Source organism: Dactylosporangium sp. NPDC050588 (assembly GCF_040654975.1).
GTDB classification, from domain to species: Bacteria; Actinomycetota; Actinomycetes; order Mycobacteriales; family Micromonosporaceae; genus Dactylosporangium; species Dactylosporangium maewongense.
Genome location: NZ_JBFAJA010000035.1, coordinates 1 through 16,064, shown reverse-complemented (window position 1 = coordinate 16,064; position 16,064 = coordinate 1). Strand labels below are relative to the sequence as shown.

The window sequence follows — 16,064 nt, the reverse complement described above, 5'->3', positions numbered from 1 at the left end:
CAGCGGAGACGTCGGGGCGATCATGGGCAGCGCCGCTCTCATCCGGCTCACGCGCCGCTACCCGTACTCCGCCCGTACCGCTCGCCCGTACCCTGTGGGGCTCGGTCGGGGCTCAGTCGGGCGTCGCGGCCAGCTCGTCCCGCAGCTGCGCGGCCTCCGGCACGCCGAGGTCGTCGTAGAGCGCCAGGGCCCGCGCGAAGTGCTCGCGGGCCAGGTCCTGCTCGAACGACGCGCGGTGGGCGTGGCCGAGCCCGGCGTGCGCCCGCGCCTGCTGGTCGCGCAGCCCGGCGCGCACGGCGGTGTCGAGCGCGGCGGTGTGGTGCGCGAGCGCGTCCGCCGGCCGGCCGGCGGCGGCCGCCGCCTCACCGAGCCCGTTGCGGGCCCACGCCTCGCCGTGCCGGTCGCCGGCCTCCAGGAACAGGGCGAGGCTGCGCGAGTGGCGTTCGGCGGCCCGCCGCGGCTGACCCAGGTGCACCTCGATGATGCCGAGGTCGGTCAGGGCGGTCGCCTCCCCCGTCCGGTCGCCGATGCGCCGGTGCACCGCGATCGCCTCCCGGTGGTGCCCCGCGGCCGCCTCGAGGTCGCCGAGCTGGTAACGGACCATGCCGAGGTTGATCAGCGTCCGGCCGACGCCGGCGTCGTCGCGTTGCGAACGGAAGATCGCCAGGGCCGCGCCGAAGTGCCCGGCGGCCACCTGGTAGCGGTGCAGCCGCTGCTCGACGGCGCCGAGCCCCACCAGCGCCCGGGCCGCCCCCGTGGGGTCGCCCGCCCGGTCGAGCGCGGCCCGCGCCCGGGTGAAGTGGCCGGCCGCCGTCGTGAGCCGCCCCAGCTGCTGCTGCGTCGCGCCCAGGCCGAGGTCGGCGTACGCGGCGCCGGGACGGTCACCGGCCAGCACGGCGGCGTCGTGGGCGGCCTGGTGCACGACGAGCGCCTCCTCGGCGGAGCCACCGGCGAGGTAGCGGAACAGCGTCCGGGCCAGGATCCCGGCGTGGACCGGCCAGCCGTGCCGGGCCGCGTACCGCACGACCGCGGTCAGGCCGGGCAGCTCCGCGTCCAGCCACGCCCGGGCCGCCGCCCGGTCCGGCAGGGGCGGGGTCGTCGCCGTCGGCGGCACCGCCGGGCGGTGCCGGCACTCCGCCGGGAACAGCACGTCCATCGCCGCCGCGGCGGCGGCCGTGCAGTGTTCGAACAGCCGCGTCCTGGCGGCGTGCACCGCCGCGTCGTCGGCGAGCCCCAGCGCGTACGCGCGGAGCAGGTCGTGCATCCCGAACCGTTCGCCGGCCGTGACGTCCAGCATGCGGCCCCGCACGAGCAGCGACAGCATCCGCCGCGCGTCCGGCACGGTGACGTCGGCCAGGGCCGCCGCCGCGTACACGTCGACGTCGCCGCCGGGGTGCAGCGCCACCAGCACGAACAGCTGCGCCACCGCCGGCGGCAGGTGCCGCAGCGACCACGAGAACGCCGCCGGCACCGAGCCGCGCGGGTCGCCGCCGGCGTCGAGCAGCGCGAGCCGCAGCCGCTGGTCGCCGAGCTCGGCCACCAGCTCGGCGAGGGTCGCCCCGCGGCGCGAGACGACCAGCTCGGCGACGACCCGCAGCGCCAGCGGCAGCCGCGCGCACAGTTCGGCCAGCGCGACCGCGGCCCCCGGCTCCGCCTCCGCCCGGACACCGATCAGCCGGCGCAGCAGCGCCCCCGCCTCGACCACCGACAGCAGGTCCAGGTCGACGCGGTGGGCGCCGTGCACCGCCACCAGCCCGGCCAGCCGGTCGCGACTGGTCACCAGCACCGTGCACGACGCGGTCCCCGGCAGCAGCGGCCGGACCTGCTCGACCGACGACGCGTTGTCCAGCAGGATCAGCATCCGCCGGTCGGCGATCTGCGTGCGGTAGCGGGCGGCCCGATCGTCGGCGTCGGCGGGCAGGTCGGCGTCGGCCACGCCGAGCGCCCGCAACAGCCGGCGCAGCGCGTCGGTGGAGCTCATCGGCTCCTCGGGGTCGGAGCCGCGCAGGTTCAGGTACACCTGGCCGTCGGGGTACCGGTCCCGGACCCGGTGCGCCCAGCGGATGGCCAGGGCGGTCTTGCCGACCCCGGCCGTGCCGGAGATCGCGGCGATCACCACCGCGGACGGCTGTGCCGCCGGCCCGGTCCCGGCGATCCGGTCCAGCTCGGCCAGCTCCGCCCGCCGCCCGGCGAACCCGGACACGTCCGGCGGCAGCTGGGCCGGCACGACCGGCGCGGCGGCGGGGACCGCGCCCGGCCCGGCCGTCTCCTGCCGCAGCACCCTGCGGTGGGCGTCGATCAGGTCCGGTCCGGGCCCCACGCCGAGCTCCTCGACGAGCCGCTGCCGGATGTCGGCGTAGACCGCGAGGGCCGCCGCCTGCAGGTCGCCGGCGGCGAGCGCGGCGATGAGCCGGGCGTGCAGCGGCTCGTGCAGCGGCTCGGCCGTGGTGAGCTCGCGCAGCACCGGCAGGCACCGGCCGGGCTGCCCGGCGGCGAGGGCCGCGTCGGCGAACCGCAGCGCCACCGCCGCCCGCTCGTTCGCCACGGCCGTGACCAGCGGGTGGTGCCGCAGCTGCGGGACGTCGGCGAGCGGGCTGCCCCGCCACACCGCCAGCGCCGCCTCCAGCAGATCCAGCGCCTCCTCGGGCGCCGCCGCCCGCGCCCGCTCCACCCGCTGCCGGAAGCCGGCGAGGTCGAGCTGGTCGGCGGTGAGGTTCAGCCGGTACCCGCCGGGAGTCCGCTCGATCAGCCCGGTCCGGTCCGTGTAGTCCGGGTCGAGGACGGTCCGCAGCCGTGACACGTACGTGTGCACCGCGTGGGCCGGCGCCGCCGGCGGCTCCACGTCCCAGAGCAGGTCCACCAGCTCCGACACCGCGACGGCGGTGTTGGCCGACAGCGCCAGCCGGCCCAGCAGCACCCGCTGGCGCGCCGAACCGATCGCGACCAGGTGCGCGCCGCGGTGGACGGCCGCCGCCCCCAGCACCGACACCCGCACCGGGAGATCGGCGCCGCCCCGCGCCCTGGCGGGTCGCTGCCTGGTCGCGGCGTCCCTGATCGATGCCACGGCCGGTGCGGGTGCCGCCGGCTGCCGGGCCGCCGCGAGCCGGAACGCCGTTGCCTGCGGGCCCGTCAGGCGCAGCCCGCCTGCCAGGGCCTCCACCGACTGCGGCTGCGGCCGTCGGGTCCGCCCCTGCTCCAGGTCGCGCACCGCGGCCAGGCTCATCCCGGCGTGCTCGGCCAGCTGCCGTTGGCTGAGCCCCGCCTCCCGGCGTGCCGCGCGCAGCAGCACCCCGAACTCCTCATCAACGCCGATCATCTTGCGGCCCCCCGGATCCATCGATGCGCACGCACCCTAATGCAGGCACGCACAACCGGTGCACCGCTGACGCCGGGATTGCCGTGCATCGCACCGAAGTCGCTGAAAGTGCTCTTTGCGCCGTCTGTGTCGCCTGTACCGACCGGCGCCGCGGACACGGGCGTAGGGTCGGGCGTGGCACACGCCAGTTGCCGCCATGAGCGGCGATCGATGCGGGGGGACAGCGATGGCGACATTCGGCCGTGACGACGAGCTGCGGGGAGCGCGGTTCACGGACGCGGACCTGCGGGGGGCCCGGTTCGCCGGGGCGGACCTGTCCGGGGTCGTGGTGCGGGGCTCCGAGCTGCGGGGCGTGGAGCTCGACTCGCCGTGGCTGTTCGAGGGCGGCAACGTCCTGCTGGTCAACGGGGTCGACGTGCTGCCGTTCGTCGAGGCGGAGCTCAACCGGCGGTTCCCGGGGCGGGCCGCGCGGCAGGCGGAGGACCCCGACGGGCTGCGGGCGGCGTGGACGGCGGTCGAGGGCGCGTGGGCGGCGACCGTCGCACGGGCGGCGGCGCTGCCGGACGGCACGGTCGACGAGGCGGTGGACGGCGAGTGGTCGTTCGCGCAGACCCTGCGGCACCTGGTGGCCGCCACCGACATCTGGCTGGGCAAGGCGATCCTGCGGGTCGAGCAGCCGTTTCACCCCATCGGCCTGCTGTACTCCGGCGCGGAGCAGGACGGCCACGACACGTCGGTCTTCACGGCCGGGACGCCACCGTTCGCGGAGGTGCTGGAGGCCCGGGCGGGCCGCGTCGCGATGGTCCGCGACTTCCTCGGCGGCGTCACGGCCGACGAGCTGGCCGCGACCCGCCACAACCCGCACTCGTCCGAGCACGAGGAGACCGTGCGCTCGTGCCTGCACGTGATCCTGGACGAGGAGTGGGAGCACCACCGCTACGCCGTGCGCGACCTCGACGCGATCGAGGCCCGCGCGTCATGACGTGAGACCGGCGGACACGGGCGGCGGCCGGGCCACCCGCGTCCGATCGGCTACCCGGCTCGGGTACGGGCACTCGTCAGGGCAGGTACGCGATCTGCGGCACCCACACGGTGGTGTCGTAGCCGTTGTTGCCGTTCTTGTTGACGTTGAAGTACAGCCACTCGCCCTTGGTGACGGGGATGTCGACCGGCGCAACGCGGAGCTCATGGCCACCCTCCGGCGGGCGCTGCACCGCCCGCCGGCACCGCCCACCCCGGCCACGCTGGTCCGGCTCGGCGCGCGGGTGCTGCGGACCGACCCGGCGCTCGCGCTGACCGGCCGTCGGTGCGTCCCGGCACGGCTGGAGGCGGCGGGCTTCCGGTTCGCCCATCCCGAGCTGCGGGGCGCGGTCGCCGACCTGCTGGCGGGCGGCCCGCGCTCCCGGCCGGCCTGAGCACGTCCCGCGCCGCCCCGCCCGGCGCGGTGGCTCACCGGTCGCTGACCCTGATGAGGTGATGTCGCCGGAGCCCGTCGCCACCACATGCCCGGAGGCGTTTGGAGCACCGCGGGGCGGGCAGCGGGCCCGCCGTGTCCACGACTGCGCCGACGGCGGCTCCGGCGCGGTCGCCCCACCTGCCGGCGCTCGACGGCGTCCGGGCCGTCGCGCTGTGCGCGGTCCTCGTCGTGCACGGCCTGCCCGGCCTGCTGCCGGGCGGGTTCCTCGGCGTGGACCTGTTCTTCGTCCTGTCCGGCTTCCTCATCACCTCGCTGCTGCTCCGCGAGGCCGAGGCGACGGGCCGGATCTCGCTGGGCGGGTTCTGGCTGCGCCGGGCCCGGCGGCTGCTGCCCGCGCTGGTGCTCATGGTCGGGTTCGTGCTGTTCACCGCCCGGTGGCTGCTGCCCGCGCAGGACCCGGCGCCGCTGCGGACCGACGCCGTCGCCGCGCTCACCTACTGGGCGAACTGGCGGATGGCGGACCGGGGCGGCGACTACTTCACCGAGACCGCCGCCGCGTCGCCGTTGCAGCACACCTGGTCCCTCGCCATCGAGGAGCAGTTCTACCTGCTGTGGCCGCTGCTGCTGCTCCTGGCGCTGCGCCTGCCGCGGCGGCGGCTCGTCATCGGGATCGGCGCGCTGCTCGGCGCGGCCGCCTCGGCGGTCACCGCCGCGGCGCTGCCGGCCACCGACGGCACGGACCGGCTCTACTTCGGCACCGACACCCGGGCCTGCGCGCCGCTCGTCGGCTGCGCGCTCGCGGCGGCCCTGCCGGCGCTGACCCGGCACGCCACCCTCCGCCGTTGTGCCGCGGCCGCCGGTGTACCGGTGTGCTGCGCCGGCCTGGCTGTCGCGCGCGGCGACTCCCCGTGGCTGTTCCAGGGAGGGCTGGCCCTGTTCGCGGTCGCGGCCGCCGCGGTCGTCGGCGAGCTCGCCGCGGCGCCGTCCTCCCCGGCCGCCCGCCTGCTGAGCGGCCGTGCCGTGGTCCTGCTCGGGCGGGTCTCGTACGGCGCGTACCTGTGGCACTGGCCGCTGTTCGCGGTCCTCGACGCCGACCGCACCGGGCTCACCGGCGTCCGGCTCTTCGCGGCCAGGGTGACCACGACCCTGCTCGTGGCCGCGGTCAGCTTCGTCCTGGTGGAGCAGCCGATCCGCCGTGCGGGCGCCGTCGCCGCCGGCCGGCGGTCGCTGCTGCCACTGGGCGCCACGGCGACCGCGGCCGCGGCGACGGTCCTCGCCCTGCTGGCGGGCCCGCCCGCCGGTCCGCCGCCCTCGAATACGGTCGCCGCGCCGCCACTGGCCACGGTCGCCGCCCCGCAGGCCACGGTCTCCGCTCCGGCCGGCGGCCCGGTGACGGCCCGCCCCGGGCGGCGGGCCGGTCCCCCGCGGGTGATGGTCATCGGCGACTCCGTGTCGTGGACCCTCGGCGCGTACTGGCCCGGCGACCCCCGCTTCGAGCTCGACAACCAGGGCGTCCAGGGCTGCGGGATCGCGGTCCTGCCGGAGCTGCGCTACGGCGGCGACCCGCACACCAACCTCCCGTACTGCGCGACGTGGCAGTACCGGTGGGGCAGCTCCGTGGCGAAGGCCGAACCCGACGTGGTGGTCGTGCTGCTGGACCGGTGGGAGCTGATGGACCGCCGGCTCGACGGCCGCTGGACCCACGTCGGCGAGCCGGACTACGACGCGTACCTCGCCGGCCAGCTCCGGACCGCGATCGACCTCGCCGCCGGACGCGGTGCCCGGGTCGCGCTGCTGACCGCCCCGTACACGCGACGCCAGGAACGACCGGACGGCGGTCTGTGGCCCGAGGACACCCCGGACCGTGTCGACGCGTGGAACCGGCTGCTGCGCGCCACCGCCGCCGGCCACCCCAGCCACCCGGTCGTGCTCGACCTCAACCGCGTCGTCTGCCCCGACGGGAAGTTCACCTGGCAGGTGGGCGACGTCCGCGTCCGCAGCGACGGCCTCCACCTCACCCCGGAGGGCGTCCGCCTCGTCGTCGCCCCGTGGCTCGCCCCGCAGCTCGCCGCCCTCGCCGCCACCTGACCGCGGACGTGGCGCATCGCAAGGCCGGGGCGTCAGTACACGGTGAGGCCGGCGGCGGTGAAGGTGTCGCGGACCCGGGTCAGCAGCGCCTCGTCCGGGGGTGCCGTGTCCCGCAGGGCGAACGGGATGCCGAGCCGGTCGTACTTGGCGGCGCCGAGGCGGTGGAACGGCAGGACGTCGACGCGTTCCACGTTGCCGAGGCCGGCGGCGAACCCGGCGACGCCCTCGACGTCCGCGGGGTCGTCGGTGAGGCCGGGGACGAGGACGTACCGCACCCAGACCGGCGTGCCGCGGCCGGCGAGGCGGCGCGCGAAGTCCAGGGTCGGGGCGATGGAACCGCCGGTGAGCCGGTGGTAGCGGGCCGGGTCCCACGCCTTGATGTCGAGCAGGACGAGGTCGGTGACGTCGAGGAGGTCGTCGCCGGCGCGGGCGCCGAGCGCGCCGGACGTGTCGAGGGCGGTGTGCAGGCCGAGCTGCCGGGCGCCGGTGAAGAGCGCGTGGGTGAACGCGGGCTGCAGCAACGGTTCGCCGCCGCTGACGGTCATGCCGCCGCCGGTGGTCCGGACGAAGTCGGTGAACGTGCGGACCTGGTCGACGACGCCGCCGGCGGTGGTCCCGGTGCCGTCACGCATCCGCCAGGTGTCGGGGTTCTGGCAGTACAGACAGCGCAGCGGGCACCCGGCGAGGAACGCCACGAAGCGGGTGCCGGGCCCGTCGACGCCGGTGGAGACGTCCCACGAGTGCAGCCGGCCCGGGACCGGACGCCACCGTTCGGGGGGAAGAACGGCGGCGTCCGGCCGGGTCTGGGAGGAACACATCGGGGTCATGCCGATCCGTGGAAGGTCCGGTTCACGACGTCGCGCTGCTGCTCCGGGGTGAGCCGCACGAAGTTGACGGCGTAGCCGGACACGCGCACGGTCAGCTGCGGGTACCGCTCGGGGTGCTCCATCGCGTCCAGCAGCGTGGCCCGGTCGAGCACGTTGACGTTGAGGTGGAACCCGCCGGCGCCCACGTAGGCGTCGAGGATGCGGGCCAGGTTCGTGACCCGTTCGGCGTCGGCGCGGCCGAGGCCGTCGGGGGTGACGGTGCTGGTGAGGGAGATGCCGTCGCGGGCCGCCGCGTAGGGCAGCTTCGCCACCGACAGGGCCGAGGCGACCATGCCGTGGGTGTCGCGGCCGTTCATCGGGTTGGCGCCGGGCGCGAACGGCTCGCCGGCTCGGCGGCCGTCCGGCGTGTTGCCGGTGTGCTTGCCGTACACGACGTTGGAGGTGATGGTGAGCACCGACTGGGTGTGGATCGCGTCGCGGTAGCTGGGGTTGGCGCGGACCTTGTCCATGAACGTCTCGACCAGCCACACGGCGATGCTGTCGGCGCGGTCGTCGCCGTTGCCGTAGGCCGGATAGCCGCCGTCCACCGTGTAGTCGACGGCGAGGCCGGTGGCGTCGCGCACCGGCGTGACGCGGGCGTAGCGGATCGCGGCGAGGCTGTCGGCGGCGACGGAGAGCCCGGCGATGCCGCAGGCGAGGAACCGGCGCACCGGGTAGTCGTGCAGCGCCATCTCGATGCGCTCATAGGCGTACTTGTCGTGCATGCAGTGGATGATGTTGAGCGCGTCGACGTACGTGCGGGCGAGCCAGTCGAGGGTGCGGTCGAACGCCGCGAGCACCTCGCCGTAGTCCAGGACCTCGCCGGTGAGCGGTGCGGTCGCGGGCGCCACCTGGACGCCGCTCATCTCGTCGCGGCCGCCGTTGATCGCGTACAGCAGGGCCTTGGCGACGTTGACGCGCGCGCCGAAGAACTGCATGTCCTTGCCGACCCGCATCGCCGACACACAGCAGGCGATCGCGGTGTCGTCGTCGCTGTACTGCCGCAGCAGGTCGTCGTTCTCGTACTGGATGGCGCTGGTGTCCATCGACACCTTCGCGCAGAAGCGTTTGAACGGCTCGGGCAGCGCCGGCGACCACAGGACGGTCAGGTTCGGCTCGGGCGCCGGTCCCAGGTTGTACAGCGTCTGCAGGTACCGCAGCGACGTGCGGGTGACGAGGGTCCGGCCGCCGGCGCCCATCCCGCCGATCGACTCGGTGACCCAGGTCGGATCGCCCGAGAACAGCTGGTCGTACTCGGGGGTGCGCAGGAAGCGGATGATGCGCAGTTTCATGACGAAGTCGTCGACGAGCTCCTGCGCGCCGCTCTCGGTGAGGACGCCCTCGTCGAGGTCGCGTTCGAGGTAGATGTCCAGGAACGTCGAGGTGCGCCCGAGCGACATCGCGGCGCCGTTCTGCTCCTTCGCGGCGGCGAGGTAGGCGAAGTACAGCCACTGCACGGCCTCCCGCCCGGTACGGGCGGGACCGGCGATGTCATACCCGTAGCTCGCGGCCATCGTCTTGAGCTCGTCGAGGGCGCGCAACTGCTCGGCCAGCTCCTCTCGGTCGCGGATGACCTCGGCGGTCGACGGCCGGTCGTCCAGGGACGCCTTGTCGCGGCGCTTCTCGGCGATGAGGAAGTCGACGCCGTACAGCGGGACCCGGCGGTAGTCGCCGATGATGCGGCCGCGCCCGTACGCGTCGGGCAGGCCCGTGATGACGCCGGCCTTGCGCACGGCGAGGATCTGCGGCGTGTACGCGTCGAACACGGCGGCGTTGTGCGTCTTGCGGAACCGGGTGAAGATCTCCTTGACGAGGGGGTCGAGCTCGTACCCGTAGGCCTTGAGCCCGTTCTCCACCATCCGCAGCCCGCCGAAGGGCATGATCGCCCTGCGCAGCGGCGCGTCGGTCTGCAGGCCCACGATCAGCTCGTGCTCACGGTCGATGTAGCCGGGCGCGAAGGCGGTGATCGACGCGGGCGTGCGCGGGTCGACGTCGTGGATGCCGCGCTCGCGCTCCTGCGGGAACATCGCGGTCAGCAGGCCCCACACGTGCGTGGTCCGCCGCGTCGGGCCGGCGAGGAACGTCTCGTCGCCCTCGTACGGGCGGACGTTGGCCCGCACGAACCCTGCCACGTCGACCTGGTCCCGCCACGATCCGCCGCGGAAGCCGCGCCAGGCGGTGGTGTCGGCGGTGGTGTCGGTGGGGGCGCTGATGGTGGTCATCGGTTCCTCCTCGATTCGGTCTCCAGCCTTGTCCGTGGCGGACGGAGACGGCAGGGCCGTTGGTCCCGCCGCCTCCGGGACGCCCGTCACCGCGGCCGCGGTGCTCCCCGGACGAGGGCCGCCGGTCCGGGTCGTCGGTCCCGGTCGGTACGGGTCTTCCGCCTCATCCGCCGTCTCGCGGTACGGGCGGAGGCTGACAGCGCGTACACGCATCCGACAGGGGGACCGCCGACATGGGGACACAGGCACGCACGCCGTCACGGCAGGCCCGGCAGGCCCGGGAGGCGCGCGCGGCACGGCAGGCGCGGGCGGAGGCGCTGCGGCGCACCCGGCGGCGGCACCGGAACCTGGGTGTCGCCGGCGGGGTCGTCATCGTCGCGCTGCTGGCCGCGATCGCGTTCGTCCTCGTCGACGCGGCCGGCGGCGACGACGCACCCGCACCGCCCGCCGCGCAGTCGACGGCGGCCCCGGCGGGCGCGACCGCCACCGGCGCGATCGTGACCGGGACGGGTCCGGTCACGGTGACGATCTATCTGGACTACCTCTGCCCGTACTGCGGGCGGTTCGAGCGGGCGAACAGCGGCGACCTGGAGCGTCTCGTCGCCGCCGGCACGGTCCGCCTGGAGCTGCACCCGCTCGCGTTCCTCGACCGGGCGTCGCAGGGCACCCGGTACTCCACCCGCACCGCCAACGCCGTCGCCACCGTCGCCGACCGGAGCCCGGCGAAGGTGCTGGCGTTCAGCGCCGCGCTGTTCGAGCAGCAGCCCGCGGAGGGCGGCCCCGGCCTGACCGACCAGCGGATCGCGGCCATCGCCACCGGCGCGGGTGTCCCCGCCGACGTCGCGGCGTCGTTCACCGAGCGCCGCTTCGAGCGCTGGGTCGCGACGTCCACCGACTGGGCGTTCCAGCACGGCGGCGTCACCGGCACGCCGACGGTCCTGGTCAACGGCAAGGTGTTCGAGGGCGACCTGTACACGGCCGGTCCGCTGGCCGCCGCCGTCGCGGCCACGGCATGACCGCCCTGGAGCGGGCCCGGCGGCTGCGGCACAGCAACGGCTGGATCTACGGCACGATGCTCGTGTCGGCCGTGCTGAGCCTGATCGCGTCGTTCGTGCTGTCGGTCGACGCGGTCCGCCTCGCCGCCGACCCCGCCGCCGACCTGACCTGCAACATCAACGCCGTGCTGTCCTGTGGCACCGTCGGGCGGTCCTGGCAGGCGCAGCTGTTCGGCTTCCCGAACGCGTTCTTCGGCCTGATCGCCGAGCCCGTCGTCATCACCGTCGCGGTCGCGAGCCTCGGCGGCGTGCGCTTCCCGCGCTGGTTCATGCTGGCGGCGCAGGTCGTCTACACGCTCGGCGTCGGGTTCGCCTACTGGCTGTTCTACCAGTCGTCGTACGTCATCGGCGCGCTGTGCCCATGGTGCCTGCTGGTGACGGTGTCCACCACGCTGGTCTTCGCCACCCTGACGCACGTGAACCTCCGCGACGGCCACCTGCCGCTCCCCCGCCGCGCCGGACCGGCCCTGCGCGCCGCGATCGACGCCGACCTCGACGCCGTCGCCGTCACGATCTGGCTGCTCGTCCTCGCGCTGCTGGTCGTCGTGAAGTACGGCAGCGCGCTGGTCGCCTGACCGAGCACCCGCCGAGGACGGAGCCGACCCATGACACACACGCTGATCGTCACCGCCGTCGTCCTGATGGTGTACGGCGCCGCCGCCACCACCGTGCTCACGATCTACCGCGCGGCCGACGTGAAGGCCCCGCGCCTGGCCCGCATGGAGTCCGACGCCGCCCGGCGCCTCGTCGCGGGTAGCCTCGACCAGGTCGGATACCGGCGGACCATGGCCGTCCTCGCCGCGCTGGACGACGTCGCCCATCCACTCACCGTCCCCGGACCGCCCCGTCAGGACGACGGCCCGGCGACCAGGTGACCTTCGGCCCGTGCGGCCGCAACGGCCACGGAGCAGCGTGGACCGTGAAGGGGGTAGGGCCATGAAAGACCTATGTGTCCGTGACGTGATGAACCCGTCGGTGGTGGTCGTGACGGCCGACTGCACCGATCGGCACGTCGCCGACGTCATCACCGAGTTCGGGGTGAGCGGCGTGCCGGTCGTCCGCGACGACGACCGGGTGATCGGGGTGATCTCCGAGGCGGATCTGCTGCCCCTGCTGCGCCCGGGCGCGGGCGACGCGCCGGCGGGCACCGCCGGCACGATGATGTCCACGCCGCCGGTCACGGTGACCGCCGGGTCGCGGGTGAGCGCCGCCGCCGGTCTGATGGAGCGGCACCGGGTGAAGCGGCTGCCGGTGCTCGACGACGACACCGGCGCCCTCGTCGGGATCGTGACCCGCCGGGACCTGCTGCGCGGCGCGCTGCGCTCCGACGAGGCGATCGAACGGGAGCTCATGGACGAGCTGCTCATCCACGGGCTGTGCCTCGGGGACGACGGCGTCACCGCCGACGTCCACGACGGCACGGTGACCTTGTGCGGCGCCGCCGCTCGGCGGCGGGACGCCATGGTCGCGGCCAGGATCGCGGGCGGGCTCGACGGCGTGGTCTCCGTGGTCGACCACATCAGCGTGCCGGCCGCCCCGCAGCCCCGTGGATGACCGCCGACCGGACGGCGGACTGCATGCCGGACGGCAAGGTCGTCCGGGTCCGGACGATCGCGGGCGCTGAAAGTTACAGCGGTGTTTGACTTCATCGATGCACTCCGATAGCTTCGCCGACACCCTTGGGAAAGCCCTTTCCCCGTGAGGAGTCGCGTCATGAAGCGTCGCTGGCGCATCAGTGTGCTCATCGGGACGGCGGTGACCACGCTGCTGGGCGTGGGCGTCGTCGTCGCCCTGCCGGCCGCGTCGGCGGCCACGGTCGACACGTCCGCCTGGTACGTGATCGTCAACCGCAACAGCGGCAAGGCGATGGACCTGTGGGAGTGGTCCACCGCCGACGGCGCCCCGGTCAACCAGTTCACCCGCAACGACCTCGCCGTCCAGCAGTGGCAGTTCGTGCCCACCGACAACGGCTACTACCAGATCAGGTCGCGGCACAGCGGCAAGGTCCTCGAGCTCGCCAACGCGAGCGACGGCGCCGGCCTGTACCAGCAGGCCGCCGCCGCCGGGAACAACCGGCAGCAGTTCACGCTGAAGGACTCCGCCGGCGGCTACGTGCGGCTGCTCAGCCGGCACAGCGGCAAGGCCCTCGACGTCTGGGAGTGGTCGACCGCCGACGGGGCCCGCATCTCGCAGTACACCGACACCGACGGGGCCAACCAGCAGTGGACCCTCGCCCGCGTCGGCAGCGGCACGCCGACGACGTCGCCGCCGGCCGGCGGGTGCGGCACCGGCTCCTTCAACGCCGAGGCGGTGCTCAACGGCGGCACGTGGACCGCGCGCAACGGCGGCACCACCGCATACACGGGCACCGACATGCGCTCGGCCGTGCAGGCCGCCGTCAACAGCCTGACAGCCGGGCGGGCCTCGAAGCAGCGCGTCGTCGTGCGCGGCTCCGGCACCATCAGCGCCGGCGCCCGCATCTCGCTGCCCAGCTACACCACGATCGACGTCTGCGGCACGATCAACGTCACCGGCACGGGCTCGGGCGACCAGGCGCCGATCTACTCGCGCGGCACCACCGACGTCGAGGTGCAGCACCTCACGCTGACCGGCGCCCCGCTGTACGGCATCTTCATGCGCAACGTCACGAACGTCGTGCTCGGGCAGATCGACATGCGGCTGTCCGGCGGCCTCGGCGTGCGCATCGACAACCGCGGCGACACCAGCCAGTGGACCCGCAACGTCCGGATCGGCACGGTGTACGTGTCGGGCGCGAGCTCGCACGCGGTCGAGACGTACGGCGTGGACGGCATCACCATCGGCACGGTGACCGCGCGCAACGTCGGCGAGTCGGGCCTGCTGCTCAACCAGACCGTCAACGCGACGGTCGGCACGGTCGACGCGGAGAACGCCGGGACGGGCACCGGGTACGCGGCGTTCAGGATGGCCAACCGCAACGGGCGCATCGGCAGTTCGTACACCACGAACATCCGCGTCGGGACGGTCCGTGCGCGCGGCGGCGGCCGGGGCATCTTCTGCGTCTCGGAGAGCGGCGGCGCCGTCGTCGACCGGGTCGACATCGCCGACACCGGCAACAACGCCGTCCTGATCGAGAACTGCTACAACGTCACCGTCGCCACGAACGGCGGCACGATCAGCGGCGGCGGCGAGGTCCGGCTGGCCGAACGGACCGAGTTCCCCGGCAACACCGACATCACGCTGCGCAACTTCACGCTGACGAACAACCGCATCGTCGAGAACCCGTGCACGGACCGGCTCACCATCTCGAACGTGACGCTGAACAACTCGACGATCAGCCGCTGCTGAACCTCGCCCGGCGCCTGTCAGGTCTTCGGTCGCCGCCGCGGCCGAACCGCCGATACGCCCGGCGGGCGGCTGACAGGCGCCGGGTGCGGTTCGGTGGCGCTCCCGGTCCGGCCCTGCCGTCCGGCGGCTCGGGCCCGAATGATGGGGCCGTGCCCGTCGATCACGGGCAGCCGGAGGGAGTCCAGAGTGCGCAACACACGCAGGCGAGGCCTGCTTCGGGTGGCGGCCGCGGCGGCGCTGCTGCCGGTGGTCGTCGGCGGCACGGCCGGCGGCACCCAGTCGGTCGCGTCGGCGGCGCACCCGGCGTCGAACGCCTGGGCGTCGAACATCTGGATGGGCACGGCCGCCTCGAGCGCGGGCCTCTCGCTGGCCGACGTGCGCAAGACCATCGGCGCGGCCACGGGCACGGCCGCCGGCCTCACCGGCGCCGGGGTCGGTGTCGCACTGATCGACACCGGCATCGCGCCGGTGCCCGGGATGCCCGCCGCGCAGATCATCAACGGGCCGGACCTGTCGTTCGAGTCACAGTCGCCGAACCTGCGCTACCTCGACACGTACGGGCACGGCACGCACATGGCCGGCATCATCGTCGCCAACGACCCAACCACCGGCACCGTCGGCCTGGCCCCCAAGGTGAAGCTCACCTCCGTCAAGGTCGGCACGTCCAACGGTGCCGTGGACGCGTCGCAGATGATCGCCGCGATCGACTGGGTGGTGGCGCACCGCAACGACGACCCCGCCAACCCGATCCGGGTCATCAACCTGTCCTACGGCACCGGCGGCACGCCGAACTACTGGACCGACCCGGTGGCGTTCGCCGCGGAGCAGGCCTGGAAGGCCGGCATCGTCGTCGTCGCCGCCGTCGGCAACGACGGCAAGCAGATGACCGACCCGGCCACCGACCAGTTCATCCTCAACGTCGGATCGGCCGACACCCGCGGCACACTGTCCACATCGGACGACACCATCTCGACGTTCACCAGTCTGACGTACAACGGCCCGTCCAACCGCCGCACCGACCTGCTGGCACCCGGCCAGTCGATCCTGTCGCTCGCCGACCCCGGCTCCAACATCGACGTGTCCTACACCTCCGCCCGGGTCGGGACGACCCTGTTCCGCGGCAGCGGCACCTCCCAGGCGACCGCGGTCACCAGCTCCGCCGTCGCGCTGCTGCTGCAGGCCCGCCCGTCGCTCACGCCGGACCAGGTCAAGCACCTGCTGATGACCAACGGCGACGTCCTGACCAGCGGCAACGCGGCCGGGCTCGGATACCGCGAGCTCAACCTCGGCAAGGCCCTGGCCGCGCCGACGCCGAACGTGAAGCAGAACTTCACCTGGTCCAACGGGTCCGGCTCGATCGAGGACGCCCGCGGCGGCAGCCACGTCGTCCGCGACAACGTCGCGCTCACCGGTGAGGCCACCATCTGGGGCACCCTCAGCACCGGCGCCTGGGCGTCGCGCAGCGCGTCGCAGAGCTCGTGGTCGGGCGGGCAGTGGATGGGCCACCAGGTGACCGGCAGCGGCTGGACCGGGACGTCCTGGGCGTCGAAGACGTGGGCCGTCTCCGCCTGGTCCGGCACCCCGTGGGGCGCCGCCTCCACCTGGTCGGACCCGGGCTGGTCGGGCCACTACTGGTCCGGGCACTACTGGTCCAGCGGCACGTGGAGCGGGCACTACTGGTCCAGCGAGGACTGGTCCACCGCACGGTGGGAGTGAACCCGCAGCAACGAGGACGCCCGGGCACGATGTGACCGGGCGTCCTGCCGCTCGCCG

The 16,064-nt window shown here is 74.3% G+C and carries 13 protein-coding genes; 9 read left to right on the top strand and 4 right to left on the bottom strand.

What is annotated here, in order from left to right:
- Positions 1 to 112 precede the first annotated feature (112 nt).
- On the bottom strand, positions 113 to 3,316 hold the full coding sequence (locus AB0I21_RS24415; protein ID WP_360564402.1) for a BTAD domain-containing putative transcriptional regulator: 3,204 nt from the start codon (positions 3,314 to 3,316) through the stop codon (positions 113 to 115).
- 226 nt (positions 3,317 to 3,542) lie between these two features.
- Here AB0I21_RS24415 and AB0I21_RS24410 point away from each other — a divergent pair, with 226 nt between their 5' ends.
- Positions 3,543 to 4,298, top strand: a complete 756-nt coding sequence (locus tag AB0I21_RS24410; protein WP_360564400.1) for a DinB family protein — start codon at positions 3,543 to 3,545, stop codon at positions 4,296 to 4,298.
- Between the two features lie 76 nt (positions 4,299 to 4,374).
- Here the strand turns inward: AB0I21_RS24410 and AB0I21_RS24405 are convergent, their stop codons facing one another.
- Positions 4,375 to 4,530, bottom strand: a complete 156-nt coding sequence (locus AB0I21_RS24405) for a hypothetical protein (protein WP_360564398.1) — start codon at positions 4,528 to 4,530, stop codon at positions 4,375 to 4,377.
- Here AB0I21_RS24405 and AB0I21_RS24400 point away from each other — a divergent pair.
- The gene (locus AB0I21_RS24400; RefSeq protein ID WP_360564396.1) at positions 4,504 to 4,731 is read left to right on the top strand and encodes a DUF1731 domain-containing protein; all 228 of its coding nucleotides are present in this window, start codon (positions 4,504 to 4,506) and stop codon (positions 4,729 to 4,731) included. The two genes, AB0I21_RS24405 and AB0I21_RS24400, sit on opposite strands and share 27 nt — an antisense overlap.
- A 134-nt stretch (positions 4,732 to 4,865) precedes the next feature.
- Positions 4,866 to 6,821, top strand: coding sequence for an acyltransferase family protein (locus AB0I21_RS24395; protein ID WP_360564395.1), 1,956 nt, complete (start codon positions 4,866 to 4,868; stop codon positions 6,819 to 6,821).
- Positions 6,822 to 6,853: 32 nt separating this feature from the next.
- On the opposite strand, the gene pflA is transcribed toward AB0I21_RS24395, so the two are convergent.
- Together pflA and pflB are read right to left on the bottom strand one after the other, a co-directional pair.
- The gene (pflA, locus tag AB0I21_RS24390) at positions 6,854 to 7,648 is read right to left on the bottom strand and encodes a pyruvate formate-lyase-activating protein (protein WP_360564393.1); all 795 of its coding nucleotides are present in this window, start codon (positions 7,646 to 7,648) and stop codon (positions 6,854 to 6,856) included.
- Complete coding sequence (gene pflB, locus AB0I21_RS24385) at positions 7,645 to 9,909, bottom strand: formate C-acetyltransferase (protein ID WP_360564391.1); 2,265 nt, start codon at positions 9,907 to 9,909, stop codon at positions 7,645 to 7,647. The genes pflA and pflB overlap by 4 nt, the downstream gene beginning before the upstream one ends.
- Before the next feature lie 233 nt (positions 9,910 to 10,142).
- Between pflB and AB0I21_RS24380 the strand changes: the two genes are divergently transcribed.
- The 6 genes from AB0I21_RS24380 to AB0I21_RS24355 all read left to right on the top strand — a co-directional run bounded on the left by AB0I21_RS24380 (position 10,143) and on the right by AB0I21_RS24355 (position 16,007).
- Positions 10,143 to 10,925, top strand: a complete 783-nt coding sequence (locus AB0I21_RS24380) for a thioredoxin domain-containing protein (RefSeq protein ID WP_360564389.1) — start codon at positions 10,143 to 10,145, stop codon at positions 10,923 to 10,925.
- Positions 10,922 to 11,539: a vitamin K epoxide reductase family protein gene (locus AB0I21_RS24375; RefSeq protein ID WP_360564387.1), complete on the top strand. Its 618-nt coding sequence runs from the start codon at positions 10,922 to 10,924 to the stop codon at positions 11,537 to 11,539. Before AB0I21_RS24380 ends, AB0I21_RS24375 begins: the two co-directional genes overlap by 4 nt.
- Positions 11,540 to 11,569: 30 nt before the next feature.
- The gene (locus AB0I21_RS24370) at positions 11,570 to 11,839 is read left to right on the top strand and encodes a hypothetical protein (RefSeq protein WP_360564385.1); all 270 of its coding nucleotides are present in this window, start codon (positions 11,570 to 11,572) and stop codon (positions 11,837 to 11,839) included.
- A 61-nt stretch (positions 11,840 to 11,900) separates the two neighbouring features.
- Positions 11,901 to 12,518 carry a CBS domain-containing protein gene (locus AB0I21_RS24365; protein WP_360564384.1) on the top strand — a complete coding sequence of 206 codons (618 nt, stop codon included), beginning with the start codon at positions 11,901 to 11,903 and terminating at the stop codon, positions 12,516 to 12,518.
- A 159-nt stretch (positions 12,519 to 12,677) separates the two neighbouring features.
- The gene (locus AB0I21_RS24360; RefSeq protein ID WP_360564382.1) at positions 12,678 to 14,291 is read left to right on the top strand and encodes an RICIN domain-containing protein; all 1,614 of its coding nucleotides are present in this window, start codon (positions 12,678 to 12,680) and stop codon (positions 14,289 to 14,291) included.
- A gap of 186 nt (positions 14,292 to 14,477) precedes the next feature.
- Positions 14,478 to 16,007: a S8 family serine peptidase gene (locus AB0I21_RS24355; protein ID WP_360564380.1), complete on the top strand. Its 1,530-nt coding sequence runs from the start codon at positions 14,478 to 14,480 to the stop codon at positions 16,005 to 16,007.
- The last annotated feature ends 57 nt before the right edge of the window (positions 16,008 to 16,064 follow it).